We start from the raw sequence: 19,948 nt of genomic DNA, 5'->3' as shown, positions 1-19,948 counted from the left end.
TTGAACCACAGATAAGTAAGTAGGCGTGAATATTTATCATTGGGATTAGGCAGGAGGCAGAGGGTAGGAGGGAAGAGGGTTTTAGCCTTGTTTATCTTTCTTAACATAGTTGTGTTTGTTCCCACCGACCTACTTAAACACAAAATAAATCAAGATCATCTCAAGATAATCATAATTAATCCATCTTTTGTAATTGTGCAACTCTGGGATCAATAATTTTTGTACTTCCCAAGTTAAGAAATTTAATCGCTACAGAGGTTTTGCTGGCGGCATCAAAGACATGAGTAATTTCACCTTCTCCAAATGTTTTATGTAGCACGTGATCGCCTACTTGCCAATTTTGATTAGTATCGCCAAAACCGTTCTCAAAACTAGTTTTACGACTTGTACGCGCTGAAATACCACCAGCAGCACTTTTGACATAGCCTTTGCGGCTGGGGTGATAATTAGCAACTAGCTCTGTAGGCAACTCATCCAAGAATTGCGATCGCAAGGCGGGTTCTCTGCTACCATAAAGTCTTCGCTCTCTGGCATGGCTGATAAATAATCGTTCCTGGGCGCGTGTTATGCCCACGTAACATAATCTCCGTTCCTCCTCCAATGATGCGGGGTCTTGCATTGAGCGATAATTGGGAAATAATCCTTGTTCTAAGCCCACCAAAAAGACAACGGGAAATTCTAAACCTTTCGATGCGTGTAATGTCATTAAGGAAACTGCTGCATCTCCTTCCTTCAAATTATCTAAGTCGGAACTGAGGGAAGTTTTTTCGAGGAATTTTTGTAGGGTAACGCTTTCTTCGTTTTCTTCGTTCTCCTCTTGAAATTCGGAAACAGCATTATACAGTGCTTGGATGTTTTGGATTCTGTCTTCAGCTTCGTCGGTTCCCTGATTGTGTAAGTCTTGGACATAACCCGAATCTTCAATGATTCCAGCCACGAGTTCGGTTACGGGCATTGTTTCGATTTCTGCTTGCCACTTTTTAATAATGCTGGCAAAGTGATTTACTGACTTGGCAGCACGCCCAGCTAAGGTATTAACTGATGTCTCATCACTCAGTATTTCCCACAGGTTGGTGCCGAGTTCTTGAGCGGCACGAACTAAGGTGTCAATTGTTGATTTGCCAATCCCACGCCGGGGAGTATTAATAATTCTTTGGATATTAACGGCATCGGCTGGGTTTTGTACGGCTTTTAAGTAAGCTAAAATATCCTTGATTTCTTTGCGATCGTAAAATCTAAATCCGCCGACAACAGTGTAAGGAATTTGATATTTAACTAGTAAATCTTCAAATGGTCGAGATTGGGCGTTAGTACGGTAAAGAATTGCAAAGCAACCCCAATTTAAATCAGGATTTTCTGCTTCTAATTGGCGAATTTGATTAATGACAAAGTCGGCTTCTACAACCTCATCGTCTGCCTTGAATAAACAAATGTCTTCGCCAGCAGAACGGGTTGGCTTGAGGATTTTGTCGATACGTTGTGTATTATTTTCAATTAGTTGATTGGCGGCTTCGAGGATATTTTCACAAGAACGATAATTCTCTTCCAATTTCACCATTGTTTGGGTATTATCGTCCTCTCTCCCATCACCAAAGTCATCTTGAAATCCCAGGAGAATTGTGAAATCTGCCTGCCTAAAGGAATAAATTGATTGGTCTGCATCCCCGACTACAAAAGTCGAACGATTATCCCAACTCCATTTATTTTTCTTAGTTTCACCATTGGTAGATAGTAAGCGAATTAATTCGTATTGGGTGCGATTAGTATCTTGATACTCATCAACTAAAATATGCTGAAATTTGCGATGCCAATAATCTAATACTGGCTCATTTTGCTGGAATAATCTTGTGGGAATTAAAATTAAATCATCAAAATCTAGGGCATTATTTTCTGCTAATTTATCTTGATAAATACTATAGACTTGAGCAATTATCTTACCTCGGTAATTCGGCTGTTCGCTCGCAAACTCTTTCGGAGTAAAACCTTGGTTTTTGGCATTACCGATCGCATAACGGACAGACTTCGGCTCAAACTTTTTATCATCAAGATTCAATTGTTTTGTCACAATCTCTTTGACTAAAGAATGTGCATCCGAATCATCGAAAATCGAAAAATTCTTATCCCACTTTCGCCCATTTTCATCCTGATACTTGTCAATATCAAGTCTGAGAATCCGGGAAAACAAACTGTGGAAAGTACCACACCACATGTCCTTGATGACCATTCTATAGACACGCGATCGCAATTTTACTTGGTCATATTCGGGTAATAAATCATACTTTTCTCCATATTCCTGTATTGCCATCTGTTCAGCAAAAAGTTTCTGGATGCGTTCCTTCATTTCCCGTGCAGCTTTATTTGTGAAAGTAACTGCTAAAATATTTTCGGGATCAACCCGATGTTCGAGAATTAAATTCGCAATCCGAAAAGTCAGCGCTCTTGTTTTACCGGAACCAGCACCCGCAACAACGAGCAAGGGACCACAAAAATGCTCGACAGCACGGCGTTGACTGGGGTTGAGATGGCTGAGAAAATTAGAAGTAGGTGTCATGAACTCAAACTATATGTGTGGAGCAGATTAGCTGCACATGAAAATAACTGTAACTATAAATATTTGATCGGCTACCTTATCCTACCGAATTTGCAGCATTCAGTTTAAATTAATTAATTAACTTTTCTTTCCGTCACCAAAGTTAAACTCACCCATTCACCCTTATCGTTATAACTGCGAATCATTCTTTGTCGTAAATCGGGTTCCAATAACCAACCAATTTCTAAAAATAACGGCTGATTTAATTGTGCTTTGATGGGAAATGTTGCAGAGGCAGCATCGGGCAACATTAAGACTTGAATTGGATTTTGAGGATTCTGATCAAAATTGAGAATGGAACCGTTAATAGTTGCACTCGATGTTAATGTTGGATTGTCGCCAAAGCTAGTATTTTGCACTAATCTACCGCCAGAATCCATTGCTAGCTGCATTTTTGTGGGGAAATTACTGGGTTCTCGCCAGTCTGGATAGATTGTGATGGCTTCACCTTCCCATTCTCCCAGTAATGCATCAATTGTTAATCTTGGACGTTCGTTTAATTGAGTTCCTTCGCGGTATTCCCGAATTAAAGTTAACTTTCGGAGGTTGTTATTAGTATCAAATAACTGAACCAGACGTAAACGTCGATTGTGATAAATCAAACCAAATTCGGCACCAAATTCTGAAAATGGCGAAAACTGAATTGTACCTTGGCTAAATGCCCCATTTTCAAAAAAAAGCAAACTTCGCGATAATGTACTCAATTCTAAAACTAAATCTTGTCCACCTTGACGCTGAAGTGTCAGCCTTGCCGATTGATTATTGTTCAAGCCTTCAAGATGTAGACGACTGGGGATATTTTCCAGTTCTTCACCTGTGGGAGAGAATTGAGTAAATGAGCCTACCCAGATACCGAGATTTTGCAGAAAAGATTCCCATTGAGAAAGCATGACTGAATTTGGAGAATTGTCACTAGATCAATTAAATCTTAATTCTTTGTGGGTATCAGAAACCTCATTTCCCTATTTTTTCGTAGCTAATTAAAATTTTCCCTCCCCGTCTCCCCATCTCCGCGTCAGTTTTATCTTTAATCATAAATTATGCAAGCGAACCCGATATTATCCCTTGGCAAATCGTCTCACTGCAAATAAACTGCCCATTAATCCTACCGTGGCACCAAACCCTAAGAGAATTATAGGTAAGATTAATGTTTGTGTGGTGGTTAATTTTAAACCAGTAGCCAGGAATTGAATAAAATCAGCCTGCTTTAACAAGAGTTGGTTGATAAATTGCTGAGTCAGGCTAATCAAACTCCAAGCAATGCCACCACCCAACACACCAAAAGCAATACCTTGAAAAATAAATGGCAAATATATCCATGCAGAAGTTGCACCCACAAGTTGCATAACTTCGATTTCGCGACGACGTGCCAAAACAATTAGGCGAATCGTGATATTAGTGACAGCAACAGCAGTTAGAGTTAAAGTAATTGCGATCGCTAAACTCATCCAATTTAAGCCGCGATGTAATTGGGTAATACGTACCACTGCTTCATCAACATATTGGACTGTCTCTACACCTTTTATTTTTGCCAGTTGTGTGGCTAAATTTGGTACTGCTTCCGAACTACGGGCTTTAACTTTCAACTCATCCACCAAAGGATTGCTACCAAGTTGTTGAGTTGCACCTTCAATATCCGATATCCCTAACTCTTTAACTAATTTTTTCCATGCTTCGTCTTTGGTAATTTTTTCAACGTTGACGACTTCGGGCATTTTCGATACTAATGGGGCAACAGTATCTACACCTGCTTGTGCATCTAAATATACTGATACTTCTAATTGACTACCAAATTGGTTAAGCAGTTTTTCTAATTGCCAAGATGTTTGTAAACTCATCCCAAACAAAAATAGCAATACGGTGACAGTGCTAATTGCTGCCCAGTTCATCCAACCACCGCGTTTTAATCCCAGAAATGTCTCTTTCAGTAAATAATCTAGTTTGGTAAATATTTTCATAGAAATCTCCACACCACTACTGACTCGAACCCAATATTCACGCAATCACATCAAGTTACCGTTATAGCCTTGGCAAGTGGGGAAAGGGAAGAGAGGAGTGATTTTGATATCGGGTGTGCTGAAATTAATGATGATACAACTGACGCGGAGATGAAGAGACGCGGAGAAGAATGAATCATAACGATTAGCTAGGCTTGATATGACTATCTGTGCGTTGATTCCCCACGTACTATTTGTTATTCAGTTCCTACCTATCATGTTCGGCTAATCACTGACAATTAAAATTTCTCCGCGTTCCCGCGTCTCCAAGTCTCCGTGTCAGTCTTAATAATCAGTATTCAACCGGACATCATATTACTGTGCGATCGCACCAGATATACCTTAAATATGTTGCATCTGGCAATGAAGAACTCTAGATAAGCCCTTCTTATTACACGTATCCAACTTTGCTTGTCAAGTTGTGTTGACAGTTTGTAACAATATTGTTATATTTATTTACATAAGGAAACAAACCACCGAAAAACAAAAGTTGAGGAAAAGCTATGTATACCACCATTAATGAAGAAGGTATTTTGAATAATTACGCTACCGAACCCCAGATGTATCAATCTCAATACCCAAGTCAATATGAGCAGCGTCAATATGCGTTACAGGGCGCGTTTGCAACTTTACTAGTCACCACATTAGTCTTAGTTGCGTTTGCGGTTAGTTAATATGATGGATTTTCAATAAATTTTAAATGGATTTTTAAATAGATTTTAAATTAACTGTATCAACACTCATCGTCAAAGTTTTATCAACCTCGGCTGGTTTCTCCGAGGTTTTTTTCTTGTAATTTCACCAATATATATTCATTATGTATTTATCAAAAATTAAAAATCAAAAACCCAACTGTTTATAGCTGGGTTGACAAAATTATGAATTATTGATTATGAATTATAAGTTTTTAGATGTTGAGTGAATGAGTGAATATTTTGTATTTGGATAAACATAATTGTTAATAATTCCACATTCTGAACTCATAATTCTTTGAGTATTTAAAGTTCTCTTAATTACCCTAATAACTGCCAGACTTTCTAATTTATCAAAACGCCTTGTTCTTGAAGTATCAACTTTTTACCATTATAAACAAGTAATCTATTATCTGCCGTCACCTGATAAATATATTCTCGATTACGGAATTGATAGCCGAGAAAACGACTTGGGGTGACACCATCTGCACCAACTGTATGTATTGTTCTTCCTCTCAAACGAATCGATTGACCTGTTTTTAAATTTCTGCCTACATAAGTGACATTATTACAAACGACATATCCCTCAGGGCAATTTCTTGTAATAGTGACTTTAAAATTTTTGGTTTTTAATGTTTCAGCATTCGCCGCACCAGCCAAGAGAGTAATACTAGCAACAGGTAATAAAACAAGGCTGAGAAATCTTTTTTTGATATCCAACATAGTGTATGTCACCTATTTATTAGAGTTGATTTTTAGTTGATTGTGAGTTGATATTGATGGATACACATTGACTAATTGAATTCCCGAAAAATTGTCAAAAAAATGAGAACAGAGCCAGCAATAGCTCCGAAAAAAGGAAAAAAGATATCATTCTGGAAAGAAATCACCTGATCTGCCATGCCAATACCCAATATCTATTACCCCTTTTGTTAAGATAAAAAAACTAGCACTGTGTAAAACCTAGCCGAAAAGAGCGAGTAAGATTTCCCATGCTGTCTGAAATTGCTGTTGAGAAAAAAAAGTTAAAAAATCCACCTTTGCAGTTGCATTATTTAGGCGATCGCGTTTTGCGCCAACCAGCCAAGCGCGTTAGTAAAATCGATGATGAAATCCGCGATTTAGCGCGAAAAATGCTGCAAACAATGTACAGCAGTGATGGGATTGGTTTAGCTGCACCCCAAGTTGGCATTCATAAGCAGTTGATTGTCATCGATTTGGAACCCGATAACCCCGAAAATCCACCGCTAGTTCTGATTAATCCCATCATCAAACAAACTAGTCAGCAAACCAGCGTTGCTCAAGAAGGTTGTTTGAGTATTCCTGGTGTGTGCCTGGATGTGAAGCGTCCGGAGGCTGTAGAAGTTGCCTACAGAGATGAACATGGTCGTCCGCAAACCCTCAAAGCGAATGATTTACTCGCCCGTTGTATTCTCCACGAAATGGATCACCTCAATGGTGTGGTATTTGTAGACCGTGTAGAAAATTCCCTGGCTCTGGGGCAAGAACTATCTAAACATGGTTTCTCCCAGAAAGCTGTTAAACCAATTGTATAAGGTGGATTAGTCAAAGTGTATTTAACTCCAAAAAGTGGTTTGTTTCTGGCTATCTCCTGCATTACCGCGATCGCAGGTGTTGGTTCTGTTTTTGAAATTACGTCTGGCGAACCCGATTTGGGGATGCAAACTACTTCAATCATCCTGGGTTTGAGTATTCCTCTAACTCTATTATCTTTTTTTGCAGCTGTGCGAGATGCAAAGGCTAATATTAAATAAGCATCAGGTGCGATCGGGGAAGCCAATGTAAGCAAATTGCTTTCTCCGCTTCGCCAAAGTGGTCTGAAAGGCAAAAGATTAGCGTTTACTTTTTTGCCTTTCACCTTTTATTTAAACCGCCTCACTCTTCAAAGATTAAGACGAACTGATACGGTATCAAGTCTTGCTAGTCAATTATCATTAATTTTTCTTCCCCATCTCCCCATCCCTCATCAGTTTTATCATTGGTATTTAGATAGAACGAGGATTCATCTCCAATGAAGCGTATTCTGATTCTTGGTGGTACGGGTGATGCATCGGCATTAACTGCACGAGTATCGGGTCTTTCTGGTATAGAAGTTATCACATCACTTGCTGGTCGGACGAAAAATCCCCTATCTCCAGATGGAATAGTCCGAATTGGTGGCTTTGGCGGTGTCGAAGGTTTAGTGCAATACTTACGTGATGAAAAAATACATGTACTTATTGATGCGACTCATCCCTATGCTGCACAAATATCTGGGAATGCGGCGGCGGCGGCACAAATTTGTCATATTCCCCATTTAATGTTTGTGCGTCCGGAATGGGAACAGTTACCTGGAGATGATTGGATTGGGGTCGATCGCGTGGAAACAGCAGCAATGATATTATCTAAGTTTGCCAAGCGGGTATTCCTCACAGTTGGGAGACAGCAACTTGCAGTTTTTGCAGATTTAGATCATATTTGGTTTTTGATGCGGTTAATAGACCCACCTGCACCTGATGCTTTGCTTCCACAAGGAGAAATATTATCTGCCAGAGGTCCTTTTAATTTGGCTGATGAGCGCAAAATCCTGCGGGAATACGGAATAGATACGCTGGTTAGTAAAAATAGTGGCGGGAATGCTACATACGGCAAAATAATTGCTGCGCGAGAATTGGGGATTAAAGTTGTCATGGTACAACGTCCCCCAACTCCGGATGTGGAAAAGGTGAGTGATATTGAGGGTGCATTGGAGTGGTTGCGGAAAAATTGCAGTTAGAGGCTATATACCAAGTCAACTTTAATTTTTGTTCTTCTTCCCTACTGCTTCCCTACTGCTGAATGAATGTCAGAAATTAATGCAGTATTGCGAATGTCAACTTGTTGATTGAATACCTTAGGATTGAGCGATCGCTTTAAGGTAAATTCACCATTTTTTGCTTCTATCGGCTTGTTGAGTATCTGATTTTTTTCAGGTTCCCATAATTTACCATACTGAGTATCCATGGGAAACCAAGGTGTATATCCTAAATATTCAACCCGATCTACTCGACCATCAAAATTATCATCATAAACCCAAGCAGTTACACCTTTATCTGGATTACCATCTCCATCTATATCGATATCATTAAATACCGCAATGTCAATCTTGTCATCGTAATTAGAATCTATCCAATGGTAATTCATCCAAAATAAACTAGAAAAAACTTCCCTAGCATTTTGAAATTCTTTTTTAAGATATAAAGGACCTCCGTTAAAAACAAAATAATCCATTTTGCCGTCTCGATTGAGATCAAACATGAAACCAAAATCCTGGGAATGTTGATCTCCCGGTAGGTGGTATACAAATTCATCCGGTTTCCCATCATTATTCTTATCAATCAAATTCAAAATAATTTCTCGTGTTCCTAACTTACTTTTTACCTCTGTCAAAACCTTGCTATCACGAGATGCCCACAAAGCATAGGCACGGTATTGAATCGTCTCATAGATATAAAGTTGATTTTGCGGAATAAAACCACCAAGCTGCTCAATTGAGCGTTCTGCATACTTTTTCATCCAATTTTGAGATGATATGGCATAATCTATGCTGGGAGTTAGTGAAATACTTGGTAGGTTTTGAGCTGATAGAATTAATGGATTTAATAGAGTAGCTGTAAACGCTATTATCGCCCAAAGAAATGGATGAGCTTTCATTACAAATCACCTCCTATGTTGCATGGCTAATTCAGCTTTTCTCAGCTTGATTGTTTCGCCACACATCCCCATTCACCCCCTTTGACTATTTGAGTCGTTTTAGGGTATTTAACAAACTAATAGCTTTGTGACTGAAAAGAATTAGAACCAGATTTTACGAGATTGATATTGCGTTGGCTATTATCTACAAACTGATGCAGTTGAATTCTGGAATATCTCCTAATGTATGCCTCATATAGGAATCCTACTTGAACCTTATTAAGTATACTGAGAAAGAAACCTTTGTATAGCAAGCTTCTAGCCAAATTATTTTTTCAAAAATCAAATAGGAGTCCTATATCCTCAATTTAGGGTGAACTTGTGAGGAATTTGTGAGTATATACGTAAATTCACGTAAATTTACAAAGGAACTTGATAAATGGTCTCTTAGATTAATGTGATTCCTTCACTGCAACTAACTGCGTCACCTGCGCCATTGCTTTCCAACCCAAAAAGCCACCAATTGGTTCTGTTCGCTGTACTGCGATGCGAATTAATTCTCCACCGACTTGTTGATGGAATTGCAATAATTTATACTCACTTTCAATGGTGACGGTATTCGCAACCAAACGTCCTCCTAGGGGTAATGCTTGCCAACACATCTCTAATATTCCTGGCGCTGTCACACCTCCACCGATAAAAATTGCCTGGGGTTGAGGTAAATCTTGGAGTGCATCTGGTGCTTTGCCAGCAACAATTTGTAATCCTGGTGTGCCCAAAGCAGTGGCATTATCAGCTATATATTGTAGGCGATGCGGATTTTGCTCGATCGCGATCGCTCGACATTGGCGATGGCTTCGCATCCATTCGATACCAATGGAACCACAGCCTGCCCCCACATCCCATAATAGTTGTCCGGGAATTGGTGCTAAATTAGCAAGGGTGATGGCTCGGACTTCGCGTTTTGTCAGTTGTCCATCGTGGTGATAGGCGTTATCTGGTAATCCTGCCAACCGAGATAAGGGAACTACCTCAGTATCCGCAATACATTCAATCGCGATCGCATTTAAGTCGGCAATTTCTCCATGCATCCATGAGCCTGCTGTTCCCTCGACTATCCTTTCCTGGGAACCACCCATCCGTTCTAAAATAATAATTCTGCTACCACTATATCCTCTTTTTGTCAAGATGTCGGCGACAATTTCTGGGGTATGCCGATTCTCACTCAAGACTAAAATTCGCGCACCGGGATAAATTACCGTTTGTATGAGTGCGGGGGGACGACTACATAAACTGACTGTCTCAACGTCAGTTAGCGACCATCCTAGTCTGGCACAAGCGAGGCTAAAAGCTGATGGTGCGGGTATAATTGTCATCTCATCAATGGGTATTTTGCGAGTGAGGGTGACACCAATACCAAAACACATGGGGTCTCCACTGGCTAAGACACAGACAGATTCACCGCGATGATGGACAATTTCTTCTAGAGATGTAGATATGGGTGAAGACCAGATAATTTTTGGACGGGGATCATCTGCTGGTAGCATAGCGCAATGACGTTTACCACCAACGATAATTTTGGCATTTTTGACCAAAGAAAGTGCGATCGCACTTAATCCTGATAATCCATCTTCACCAATACCTACCACCGCTAACCATTTTTTACTGTTTGTCATTAGTGTGGAGAGGCAAAGTCCTTGAGAAAGCCTAGCAAAGCTTCATTCACTGCTTGGGGATACTCAACGCTAACCCAATGACCAGCGCCTTCGATCATAACTTGTCCTTTCAAGTTAGGAACTAACTGAGTCATTGTCTCCAGATTTATCCCCGGAAACTGAAGGACAATATCTTTGTCGCCAGCAATGAAAAAAGCAGGTGGCAATATCTTTTTATCTTGCAGTTGCGGAGTAATTTCCATATTTCGGTCAAAATTTCGATACCAGTTTAATCCACCACGAAAGCCACTACGTTGGTACTGTTCGACATAATAATCTAGGTCTGCTTCTGTTAATCCTAATACCTGCTGTTCGGAATCGATTAATCCATCCAGAAAACCGGAGGTTGATGACTTGGGTTGGAAGAAAATTCCTTCAGGAGCAGAGCCACTAACACTAGCATAAATTGTCCGTAGCGATCGCCGAATATCTGTTTCAAATTCAGCTTCAGCCACTCCAGGTTGCTGGAAATAAACCGTATACCAAAAGTTATCCCCATAATTCTCTTGCTTTGTTAATGCTCCCACCGGATAACGTATGTAGGGGATACTCATACCGACAACAGCATTGACTCGTTCTTCATGTAGCAAAGCTGTATTCCAAGCGACAAGAGAACCCCAGTCATGTCCAACAACAGTGAAAGTTGCATGTCCAAGGGCATCAGCAATGCCAACAACATCTCCAGTTAAATGGATAATGTCATAGGCTTCGATTTCCTCTGGAGCATCGCTACCACCATAACCTCGTTGATCGGGAACAGCCACCTGAAAACCGGCTTCCACAAGTGGGTCTATTTGATGTCGCCATAGATACCAGCATTGAGGCCAGCCGTGGAGTAAAATTACCAGAGGTCCTTCACCTTCAACAACTGTCCTCAGTGTCACCCCGTTTGTGTTGATATTACGAAAGTTGCGTTCTTTCATTTTGGATTATTTTTTCGAGATCCAATTACATACAGTAGCATCGCTAGCGCGATCGCACATTCTTCAGCCTACTTCTTACTTATGTTCGTTTAATCACTTACAATCACGATTTCTCCGCGTCTTTGCGTCTCTAAGTCTCCGTGTCAGTTTTCATAACAAGTATTCAAGCGGACATGATATTACTACTTCTTACTAATTCTCCGGCATTTCCGTTTCTCAACAAAAGAAAACATTAGATTTGCAGACTGGTAATTCAGGTCGTGATAAAATACCCAAGCTTGGGGTCGGGAAAGTTTGGCGAAATTCCAACACTGTGCCGCAACTGTAATGTAATCATCAGATTTGAGATTGAGATCATCCTTAATCCCCAATCCCTGGTTACTTAAAGTCAGAATGCCAACTCCAGGAGTGTCAAACAGACACAATCATTATCTGCTCCCTGCGTCGCACAGGGAAGGGGTTGCATCAATGTCATTGCCACTACCATCTAATTTTGTCAGTTGTCCAGGTCTTTTTTATCCCACTTCGGCGCGAGATGGTATATTGTCGCGGATTCGTATACCTGGGGGGATAATTACTAGTCAGCAGTTGCGAGCGATCGCTAATTTAGCTGATAAATTTGGTAATGGTAGTATCAATATTACTAATCGAGCGAATATTCAATTACGGGAAATAACTAGGGATATTCCGGCTGATGTTTTGGCTTTATTGCAGGAGATTGGTCTTGCTGCCAGGCTTCCAGAACTCGATCACCTCCGTAATATTATGGGGAGTCCGACTGCGGGAATTGACCATAGTGAACTAATTGATACTCGTCCTTTGATGCGCGAGTTAGAATATCAGATGATGGCTCATGCAGATTTAGTCGAACTTTCCCCAAAATTTAGCGTTTGCTTTGATGGTGGTGGCTCTGTGTCTGTTGCTACCCAAGCTAATGATATTGCGTTAATTGCTGTCTTCATTGCTGGAGAAGTCTATTTTCGGTTGAAGTTACGTGTGAATGCAGATATGGATGCTTCGTATCCGTTTTTGGATACAGGAGTGATATTAAAGCCGGAGGAATCAGTTTCTGTAGTAGTCGGATTGGCAAAGGTTTATTTACAGAATTTGCTCAAAAATAAATCTCAAAATCAATCATCAATTTCATTAAATCTATATCGAAAATCCCATCAACCCCGTTTGCGGGATATTTTAGATGAATTGGGAGTGGCACAATTTATCCAAGAAGTTGAATTCTATTTAAATAGAAGATTGAGACGTATTTCTTTGGAAAATAATCAAGATTTTCAAAATCACCAAACTCACCAAAATCACTACTTACATCTTGATATTCATCACCAAAAACAAAAAGGCTTTGCTTACATTGGGATTGTGACACCGTTGGGTAAATTAGAAACAAAACAAATTTATGAATTAGCGAATATTGCCCAAACACATGGTGATGGAACCCTAAGATTAACACCTTGGCAAAACTTAATAATTTCCGATATTCCCATACAGTATATTCAGGAAGTTAGCAGCAAAATTCGACATCTAAAATTAGATTATTCGGTAAATAATATTTATAGTGCTTTAGTCGCCTGTACAGGGAATGCGGGATGTGCATCTTCGGCAACTGACACCAAAAGTCACGCTGTCTTGTTAGCTGAATATCTCAATAGGAGAATTACTTTACCTACTCCTGTTAATATCCATTTTACAGGTTGTCCCAAGTCTTGTGCCCAGGCAGCAAAAGGCGATATTACTCTCCTGGGGATGATTCGGGAACAAGAAGGAGGATATCAAGTTTATTTAGGAAAAGGAGATAACAGATTTGGAAGGATGATTTATGATTTTTTGCCCTTTGTGGAAATTCCTGCCTTATTAGAAAAAATCTTACTAGTATACATGGCAAAATCTACATACCTGAATGAATCTTTTGCAGATTTTGTGAATAGATATAGTCTGAAACAATTACAAAGCATGTTTGAATAACTGATAAATAACAAAATAACTGTTAACTATTTTAGAGGAATATATAGTCAGGGTAATCTACTATCAAAAATCTCAAATACAAAATCAATAAATAATCACTAATAATTACTCACGAATAAATAATATCTAAATAAATATCTCCATAAAAATGACACTTGACTATATTCGCGACGGTAATCAAATATATGAAAAGTCTTTTGCTACGATTCGCTCAGAGGCAAACCTCTCCCAACTTCCAGATGATGTGGCAAAGGTTGCAGTTCGTCTGATCCATGCTTGTGGCATGATTGATATTGTCGATAGTATCGGATTTTCACCAACAGCAGTTACATCTGGACGTACGGCATTAGCAAACGGAGCAAATATTTTGTGTGATTGTCAGATGGTAGCAAATGGAGTGACTCGCAAGCGACTACCAGCCAACAATCAAGTAATCTGTACCCTCAACCATCCAGATGTACCCAACCTTGCCGCAAAAATCGGTAATACTCGCTCGGCTGCGGCTTTAGAATTATGGCAACCCTATTTAGAAGGGGCTGTAGTCGCAATTGGAAATGCGCCCACTGCCCTATTTAGGTTATTAGAAATGTTAGATGCAGGCGCTGCAAAACCCGCCCTAATTCTTGGCTTTCCCGTTGGCTTCGTCGGCGCAGCAGAGTCAAAAGCCGCCTTAGCCGCAGACAGTCGGGAAATACCCTTTATCACATTATACGGACGCAGAGGAGGAAGCGCGATCGCATCTGCCGCAGTTAACGCTTTAGCCATGGAGTCTGAAATATGAATCAAAATATGAGTCAAAATATAAATCACAATATGAATCACAATATCAACACAAATCTAAACATAAACAAACATAAAGGTCGCCTTTACGGTGTCGGTGTTGGTCCAGGTGATCCAGAATTATTAACATTAAAGGCTTTTCGCTTGTTACAAAGCTGTCCTGTAGTCGCTTATCAATCGGCTGAAGGCAAGGAAAGTGTGGCTAGAAGTATTGTTGCCGAATATATTCCCAGCGATCGCATTGAGCTATTGTATCATTTGCCACGCGCCCTTGATGCGGAAGCGGCACAACCAATATATGACCAAGTTGTGATACCGATTGCTGAACATCTGGCTGAGGGACGAGACGTTGTCGTTTTGTGTGAAGGAGACCCGTTATTTTACGGTTCATTTATGTATGTTTTTACACGACTATCTGAACAGTATGAAACTGAGGTAGTGCCGGGAATTTCCTGTCCAATGGGTTGCGCCTCGGCTTTAGGAGTACCTCTAACTTACCGTAATGATGTTTTTAGTGTCCTCCCGGCAACATTACCCGCAGATACCTTGGAAGCACAATTAAAAAATGCTGATGCGGTGGCAATTATCAAACTCCGGCGACATTTTGCCAAAGTTCGGGATGTGTTGCATAAAGTCGGATTAGCATCGCGGGCAAATTACATTGAGCGAGGCACAATGGCAAGTCAAAAAGTAGTTTCTTTAGATGAAGTGGAACCTGATGATGTGCCTTATTTCTCAATGATTTTAGTCCCTTCTCAAAGTCAACTATGAAAAAGAATGCACTATCATCAATTCGCTTATTTCCTCTTCTTCATCTATGGCAAAACTATCTCCTGTTGTCGTTGTTCTCGGTAATAACAGCATTTCCGTCGCTAAAAAGATTATTAGTGTTATCCCCGGAGCAAAATTATATGGTTTGGCAGGACGCACTTATGATACAGATGTAGATGTCAATTTTACTGATTTTGGCACGACATTACGGGAGTTATTTGCCGATGGCACACCGATTATTGGGATTTGTGCTACAGGTATTTTAATTCGTACTCTCGCACCTTTGCTGACGAATAAACGACAGGAACCTCCAGTTTTGGCGGTGGCAGAAGATGGTAGCGCCATAGTACCGCTATTAGGTGGACTAAATGGAGTGAACAATTTAGCGCGTCAAATTGCTAGTGTCTTCAATATCCAACCAGCAATTACAACAACGGGTGAAATTCGGTTTGGCATTGCTCTAGAAGACCCACCCCCAGGCTATCATTTGTCTAACCCCTCAAATGCCAAAGTCTTTATGTCAGACTTGCTGGCGGGAAATTCGGTGAGATTAGAAGGAAATCCCCTATGGTTAAATTGGTTAAAAAGTAGTTCATTACCAATTAACTCAAATGCGGAAAGAGTCATTCAAGTTACCGAAAAAAATGTATTTTCCACTCCTACTCACCTAATTTATCACCCACAGGCGATCGCAATCGGTATTAGCATACATCAGCAAAGAGATTTTTCGGAATCCCCCATTCCCCTAATTCCACAAATACTCGCCGATGCCGAATTATCGCCAGCATCGATTGCTGGAGTTTTTGCGAGTCAACTCGATGCTGCACAGCCAGAAATACAAGGGATTGCTGATGCACTCAATGTTCCAGTGCGTTTTTTGGCTCCAGATGAACTGAGCAAAGCCATGTCACGACACCACACATCTGATGTCGCCGTTGCGGCAGCTTTGGCTGCATCCCAAGGAAAATTAATCAGCCAGCGAAAAGTGTTAAATATTACTTGTGCTATCGCGATCGCTGATTTACCTATTGACACCAATACCACAGGCAGACCACGTGGACGCTTGGCAATCATTGGTACTGGACCAGGGAGAAGCGATTGGATGTCGCCGGAAGTGAAAAATATATTAAGTAATGCCACTGATTTTGTGGGTTATTCTACATACCTGAAGCTGATTGCTGCTTCTACCCCAGGTAAACACCTGCACGAGTCTGATAACCGCGAAGAAATCGTACGGGCTTCTCTAGCGTTAGATTTAGCTGCGGAGGGGCGGTTTGTGGCTGTTGTATCCTCCGGCGACCCCGGTATCTATGCAATGGCAGCAGCAGTCTTTGAAGCTTGGGAAAAGGAACAAAAACCCGCATGGCAAGGAATTGATATTCACGTCGCCCCAGGGATTTCGGCAATGCAAGCCGCAGCCGCCCAAATAGGTGCGCCACTCGGTCATGATTTTTGTGCTGTTTCCCTCTCGGATATTTTGAAACCTTGGTCAATTATCGAACATAGAATTCTTGCTGCCGCCCAAGGTGATTTTGTCATCGCCCTATATAATCCCATCTCTAAGCAACGGACTTGGCAACTTACCGAGACAAAAAAGATACTACTAAATTATCGTTCTCCAAATACAACTGTAGTGCTTGCCCGTAATATTGGTAGAGATGGAGAATCAATCAAAGTATGTACATTAGCAGAACTATCACCAGAATGTGCAGATATGCGAACGGTTATTATTATTGGCTCCAGCAAAACGCGAGTAATTGCCAAACCAGATGGGGGAATTTGGGTTTATACTCCCCGTAGGTATGAGTGATATCATTTCCGGCTGAATACTTGTTATTAAGACTGACACGGAGACACGGAGACGCGGAGACGCGGAGAAATTTTAATTGTCAGTGATTAGCCGAACATGATATGAATCTGTGGGAAAATCTAAAATCTCAGATACTTTCATCTATTATTGTATTAATTGTATGAATTGTATGAACTTCCAAACACCTTGGATTATATGCGATCGCATCATCTTGCGAATGGCAAATAATGAAGATATACCCCAAATCCTCAATTATTTTATTCAAAACAAAACCTACCTCACACCCTATTACCCAGCTTGGTACGATGAGTTCTTTACAGAAGAATACTGGCAGTTACAAATAGATGTGAACTATCAAGAGTTTAACAGCGATCGCTCCTTAAGATTATTTATTTTTCTCCAAAATAACCCTAATCAAATCATTGGGACTCTCAACTTTAATAATTTTGTTCGCGGAGTCGCCCAATACTGTAACGTTGGCTATAGCTTGGCAGAAAATGAACAAGGAAAAGGGTACATGACAGTAGCCCTGCAAGGGGCAATACAATACATGTTTCAAGAAGTGAAAATGCACCGGATTTCTGCAAATTATATGCCTCATAACCGGCGTAGTGGCAACTTACTCAAACGCTTAGGATTTGTAGTCGAAGGATATGCCAGAGATTATTTAATGATTAATGGTAAATGGGAAGACCATGTTTTGACAAGTTTAGTTAATTCACAGTGGTTATTTAAAGGTTAATTCCCACGTTTCTCATTACCCAAACTCCAGCACCTGATTAATTGCCAAATTTAACCAATTTTCATACCATTCATAAAAAGTCAAAGCTTCCTTACTTTCCTCAACAGACTCATACATATATGTATCCATATCTGGATCATCATGAAAAAATGCCGCACAATGACTTGTCAAAGGATATATTCCCGCTTCATTCGTGCGATCGTCAATCCAAATATTACCCCGTTCTTCACCTGTGACTACTAATCTAGCTTGGATTCCACAGCCATATTCGGCAACAGCAATTGAGCCTTGAATAAACTTTTGGTCAAAGTAAACACTGACTTTACTACCATTCATTTCCTGGAGTAAATCTAAATCATTCCACTCATGTTTTAAAGAAAAATCTTGAGCTAAAAAATCAGGTTGAAATAGTTGCCCATTCTGAAAATTGTCAATATTTAAACCCAAAAAACCATAACCAGGTCCAGCACCACCATTGCCAATCTTCAACAAAAAATTCCGAAAATCTTCCGGTAAATTCACTTGAAAATTTAATTCAAAGTCTTGTAATTCCTTCTCGCTTAAACAAGGATTCAGAATATATTGATGTGATTCTGAGCCAAAAACCTCAAAATTTGTATCTAAATGTACTAGCTGAGATAATTTATTTTTTAATTTCTCGAAATTAATATTCATGTCTATTCCATAGCCTACTTGAGATTATCAACAAAAGTTAAAACAATTACAACTAAATCTCAGACTCAAAAAAATGCTATCCTTCAACCTAATTCCAGATGTAGGATGAAAACAGAACTCAATTAAGCTGTACTGGTAATGATCCTGCCTGAAACTTCCAATAACGCATCATCTCACAATCCGCTCCTTTCCCTAAACTACGAACCAGTTTTAGAATCACTCGGCGATGATTACTATGACGAAGTCAGCGCCGCAGAATATCCCCAACACATTTTAAGATGGCGTAACAATGCACTATTACCCCGTTTAGGATTAAATCCTGCTCACGTGACTGATGAACATTTTTGTCAAGCATTTGGCAAGTTTGAGGGCAGGAAACCATTGTTAGCATTACGTTATCATGGCTATCAATTTGGTGAGTATAACCCTCATTTGGGTGATGGTAGAGGTTTTCTATACGGACAAGTTCGTGGTACTGATGGCGAACTATACGATTTTGGCACGAAAGGTTCGGGACGCACACCCTATTCGCGGGGCGGTGATGGAATGCTGACTCTCAAAGGTGGTATACGCGAGGTATTAGCGGCAGAAATGCTGCATAGAATGGGTGTACGCACTTCGCGCTGTCTGAGTGTGGTGGAAACGGGTTTAGGTTTGTGGAGAGGAGACGAACCTTCTCCTACTCGTTCTTCGGTGATGATTAGGATGAGTAAATCCCATATCCGTTTCGGTACATTTGAGAGGTTAAATTATTTTCAACGTCCAGATTTAATCAAGCAACTATTAAATCATGTTATTGATACCTACTATTCACATCTGAATCGGGAATCAGAAAAATATGCGTTATTTTATGCTGAATTAGTACAAAGAATTGCAGAACTTGTCGCCCAGTGGATGGCATCTGGCTTTTGTCATGCGGTCTTAAATACTGATAATATGTCGATTACGGGTGAAAGTTTTGATTATGGACCTTATGCTTTTATTCCCAACTTTGATCCACAATTTACTGCGGCTTACTTTGACCATTCTGGGCGCTACAGTTACGGCAATCAAGCGGGTATTTGCAAGTTAAACCTAGAGTTATTACAACGTCCATTGGCGGCTACAATTCGGACTAATGATATGGAAACTGGTTTATCTAGTTTTGAAGAGTATTATGATGCTGAATATCGTCGTTTTATGTTGAGAAAATTAGGTTTTGAACAGTTAGATAATCAAGAAGCTGAAGAACTATTACGAGCTACATTACGGTTTTTAAATAATTATCCCGTAAGTTACCATCATTTCTTTGCTGACCTAGCAATTACTTTTTCTAGTAAATGGCGGGATGATGCTAGTTGTATTTTAAATGATTCCGAAATTGGGCGATCGCTCGGCGCATCGGAATTATTTTTAAATTGGGCAGGGATATATCATCGGATTTTAACTAATTTAACACTTGCCGAAATCGAAAAAGTCGGTCAAACTCTGAATCAATATAACCCCAAAACAGTTGTGATTAGACCAGTAATTGAATCAGTTTGGGAACCAATTGCTCAAGCTGATGATTGGACAGCTTTTAATGATTTGATCCAGGAAATCCAATTAATTTAGGCACAATAATATCC

At 40.1% G+C, this 19,948-nt stretch carries 18 protein-coding genes; 10 read left to right on the top strand and 8 right to left on the bottom strand.

Annotated features, from left to right (window positions below; genetic code table 11):
* Positions 1-175 precede the first annotated feature (175 nt).
* The 3 genes from pcrA to VB733_RS10770 all read right to left on the bottom strand — a co-directional run bounded on the left by pcrA (position 176) and on the right by VB733_RS10770 (position 4,548).
* Positions 176-2,551 (bottom strand): DNA helicase PcrA, encoded by a 2,376-nt coding sequence (gene pcrA / locus VB733_RS10780; RefSeq protein WP_323340089.1) that lies wholly within the window; start codon positions 2,549-2,551, stop codon positions 176-178.
* Positions 2,552-2,664: 113 nt separating this feature from the next.
* On the bottom strand, positions 2,665-3,480 hold the full coding sequence (locus VB733_RS10775; RefSeq protein ID WP_323340088.1) for a DUF3598 family protein: 816 nt from the start codon (positions 3,478-3,480) through the stop codon (positions 2,665-2,667).
* 168 nt (positions 3,481-3,648) lie between these two features.
* On the bottom strand, positions 3,649-4,548 hold the full coding sequence (locus tag VB733_RS10770; RefSeq protein WP_323340087.1) for an ABC transporter permease: 900 nt from the start codon (positions 4,546-4,548) through the stop codon (positions 3,649-3,651).
* 542 nt (positions 4,549-5,090) lie between these two features.
* On the opposite strand from VB733_RS10770, the gene psb34 reads away from it, so the two are divergent.
* Entirely contained in the window at positions 5,091-5,261 is a 171-nt protein-coding gene (gene psb34, locus VB733_RS10765; protein WP_323340086.1) for a photosystem II assembly protein Psb34, read from the top strand.
* Positions 5,262-5,624: 363 nt separating this feature from the next.
* Here the strand turns inward: psb34 and VB733_RS10760 are convergent, their stop codons facing one another.
* Positions 5,625-6,002, bottom strand: coding sequence for a hypothetical protein (locus VB733_RS10760; RefSeq protein ID WP_323340085.1), 378 nt, complete (start codon positions 6,000-6,002; stop codon positions 5,625-5,627).
* Positions 6,003-6,271: 269 nt separating this feature from the next.
* Here VB733_RS10760 and def point away from each other — a divergent pair, with 269 nt between their 5' ends.
* From def to VB733_RS10745, 3 genes are all read left to right on the top strand, one after another.
* On the top strand, positions 6,272-6,835 hold the full coding sequence (def, locus tag VB733_RS10755; protein WP_323340084.1) for a peptide deformylase: 564 nt from the start codon (positions 6,272-6,274) through the stop codon (positions 6,833-6,835).
* Positions 6,836-6,850: 15 nt separating this feature from the next.
* On the top strand, positions 6,851-7,054 hold the full coding sequence (locus tag VB733_RS10750; RefSeq protein ID WP_096612287.1) for a hypothetical protein: 204 nt from the start codon (positions 6,851-6,853) through the stop codon (positions 7,052-7,054).
* 257 nt (positions 7,055-7,311) lie between these two features.
* Positions 7,312-8,055, top strand: a complete 744-nt coding sequence (locus VB733_RS10745; RefSeq protein ID WP_323340083.1) for a cobalt-precorrin-6A reductase — start codon at positions 7,312-7,314, stop codon at positions 8,053-8,055.
* 41 nt (positions 8,056-8,096) lie between these two features.
* Here VB733_RS10745 and VB733_RS10740 read toward each other — a convergent pair whose 3' ends face one another.
* The 3 genes from VB733_RS10740 to VB733_RS10730 form a co-directional block, all read right to left on the bottom strand.
* The gene (locus VB733_RS10740; RefSeq protein ID WP_323340082.1) at positions 8,097-8,972 is read right to left on the bottom strand and encodes a hypothetical protein; all 876 of its coding nucleotides are present in this window, start codon (positions 8,970-8,972) and stop codon (positions 8,097-8,099) included.
* Between the two features lie 431 nt (positions 8,973-9,403).
* Entirely contained in the window at positions 9,404-10,627 is a 1,224-nt protein-coding gene (gene cbiE, locus VB733_RS10735; RefSeq protein WP_323340081.1) for a precorrin-6y C5,15-methyltransferase (decarboxylating) subunit CbiE, read from the bottom strand.
* Positions 10,627-11,589, bottom strand: a complete 963-nt coding sequence (locus VB733_RS10730) for an alpha/beta hydrolase (RefSeq protein ID WP_323340080.1) — start codon at positions 11,587-11,589, stop codon at positions 10,627-10,629. The genes cbiE and VB733_RS10730 overlap by 1 nt, the downstream gene beginning before the upstream one ends.
* 468 nt (positions 11,590-12,057) lie before the next feature.
* Between VB733_RS10730 and cobG the strand changes: the two genes are divergently transcribed.
* The 5 genes from cobG (at position 12,058) to VB733_RS10705 (ending at position 17,666) form a co-directional block, all read left to right on the top strand.
* Positions 12,058-13,563 carry a precorrin-3B synthase gene (gene cobG, locus VB733_RS10725; protein WP_323340079.1) on the top strand — a complete coding sequence of 502 codons (1,506 nt, stop codon included), beginning with the start codon at positions 12,058-12,060 and terminating at the stop codon, positions 13,561-13,563.
* A gap of 148 nt (positions 13,564-13,711) precedes the next feature.
* Entirely contained in the window at positions 13,712-14,344 is a 633-nt protein-coding gene (locus VB733_RS10720) for a precorrin-8X methylmutase (protein WP_323340078.1), read from the top strand.
* Between the two features lie 32 nt (positions 14,345-14,376).
* Complete coding sequence (locus VB733_RS10715; RefSeq protein ID WP_323340184.1) at positions 14,377-15,114, top strand: precorrin-2 C(20)-methyltransferase; 738 nt, start codon at positions 14,377-14,379, stop codon at positions 15,112-15,114.
* Between the two features lie 46 nt (positions 15,115-15,160).
* On the top strand, positions 15,161-16,924 hold the full coding sequence (gene cobJ / locus VB733_RS10710; RefSeq protein WP_323340077.1) for a precorrin-3B C(17)-methyltransferase: 1,764 nt from the start codon (positions 15,161-15,163) through the stop codon (positions 16,922-16,924).
* A 169-nt stretch (positions 16,925-17,093) separates the two neighbouring features.
* Complete coding sequence (locus tag VB733_RS10705) at positions 17,094-17,666, top strand: GNAT family N-acetyltransferase (RefSeq protein WP_323340076.1); 573 nt, start codon at positions 17,094-17,096, stop codon at positions 17,664-17,666.
* 15 nt (positions 17,667-17,681) lie between these two features.
* Here VB733_RS10705 and VB733_RS10700 read toward each other — a convergent pair whose 3' ends face one another.
* On the bottom strand, positions 17,682-18,341 hold the full coding sequence (locus tag VB733_RS10700; protein ID WP_323340075.1) for an SMI1/KNR4 family protein: 660 nt from the start codon (positions 18,339-18,341) through the stop codon (positions 17,682-17,684).
* Positions 18,342-18,479: 138 nt separating this feature from the next.
* Here VB733_RS10700 and VB733_RS10695 point away from each other — a divergent pair, with 138 nt between their 5' ends.
* Complete coding sequence (locus tag VB733_RS10695; RefSeq protein ID WP_323340074.1) at positions 18,480-19,934, top strand: protein adenylyltransferase SelO; 1,455 nt, start codon at positions 18,480-18,482, stop codon at positions 19,932-19,934.
* Positions 19,935-19,948: the final 14 nt, after the last annotated feature.

The organism is Calothrix sp. UHCC 0171, from assembly GCF_034931845.1.
Taxonomy (GTDB): domain Bacteria; phylum Cyanobacteriota; class Cyanobacteriia; order Cyanobacteriales; family Nostocaceae; genus Brunnivagina.
Note: the sequence above shows the minus strand (reverse complement) of the source record. Positions and strands in the feature narration are given on the sequence as shown.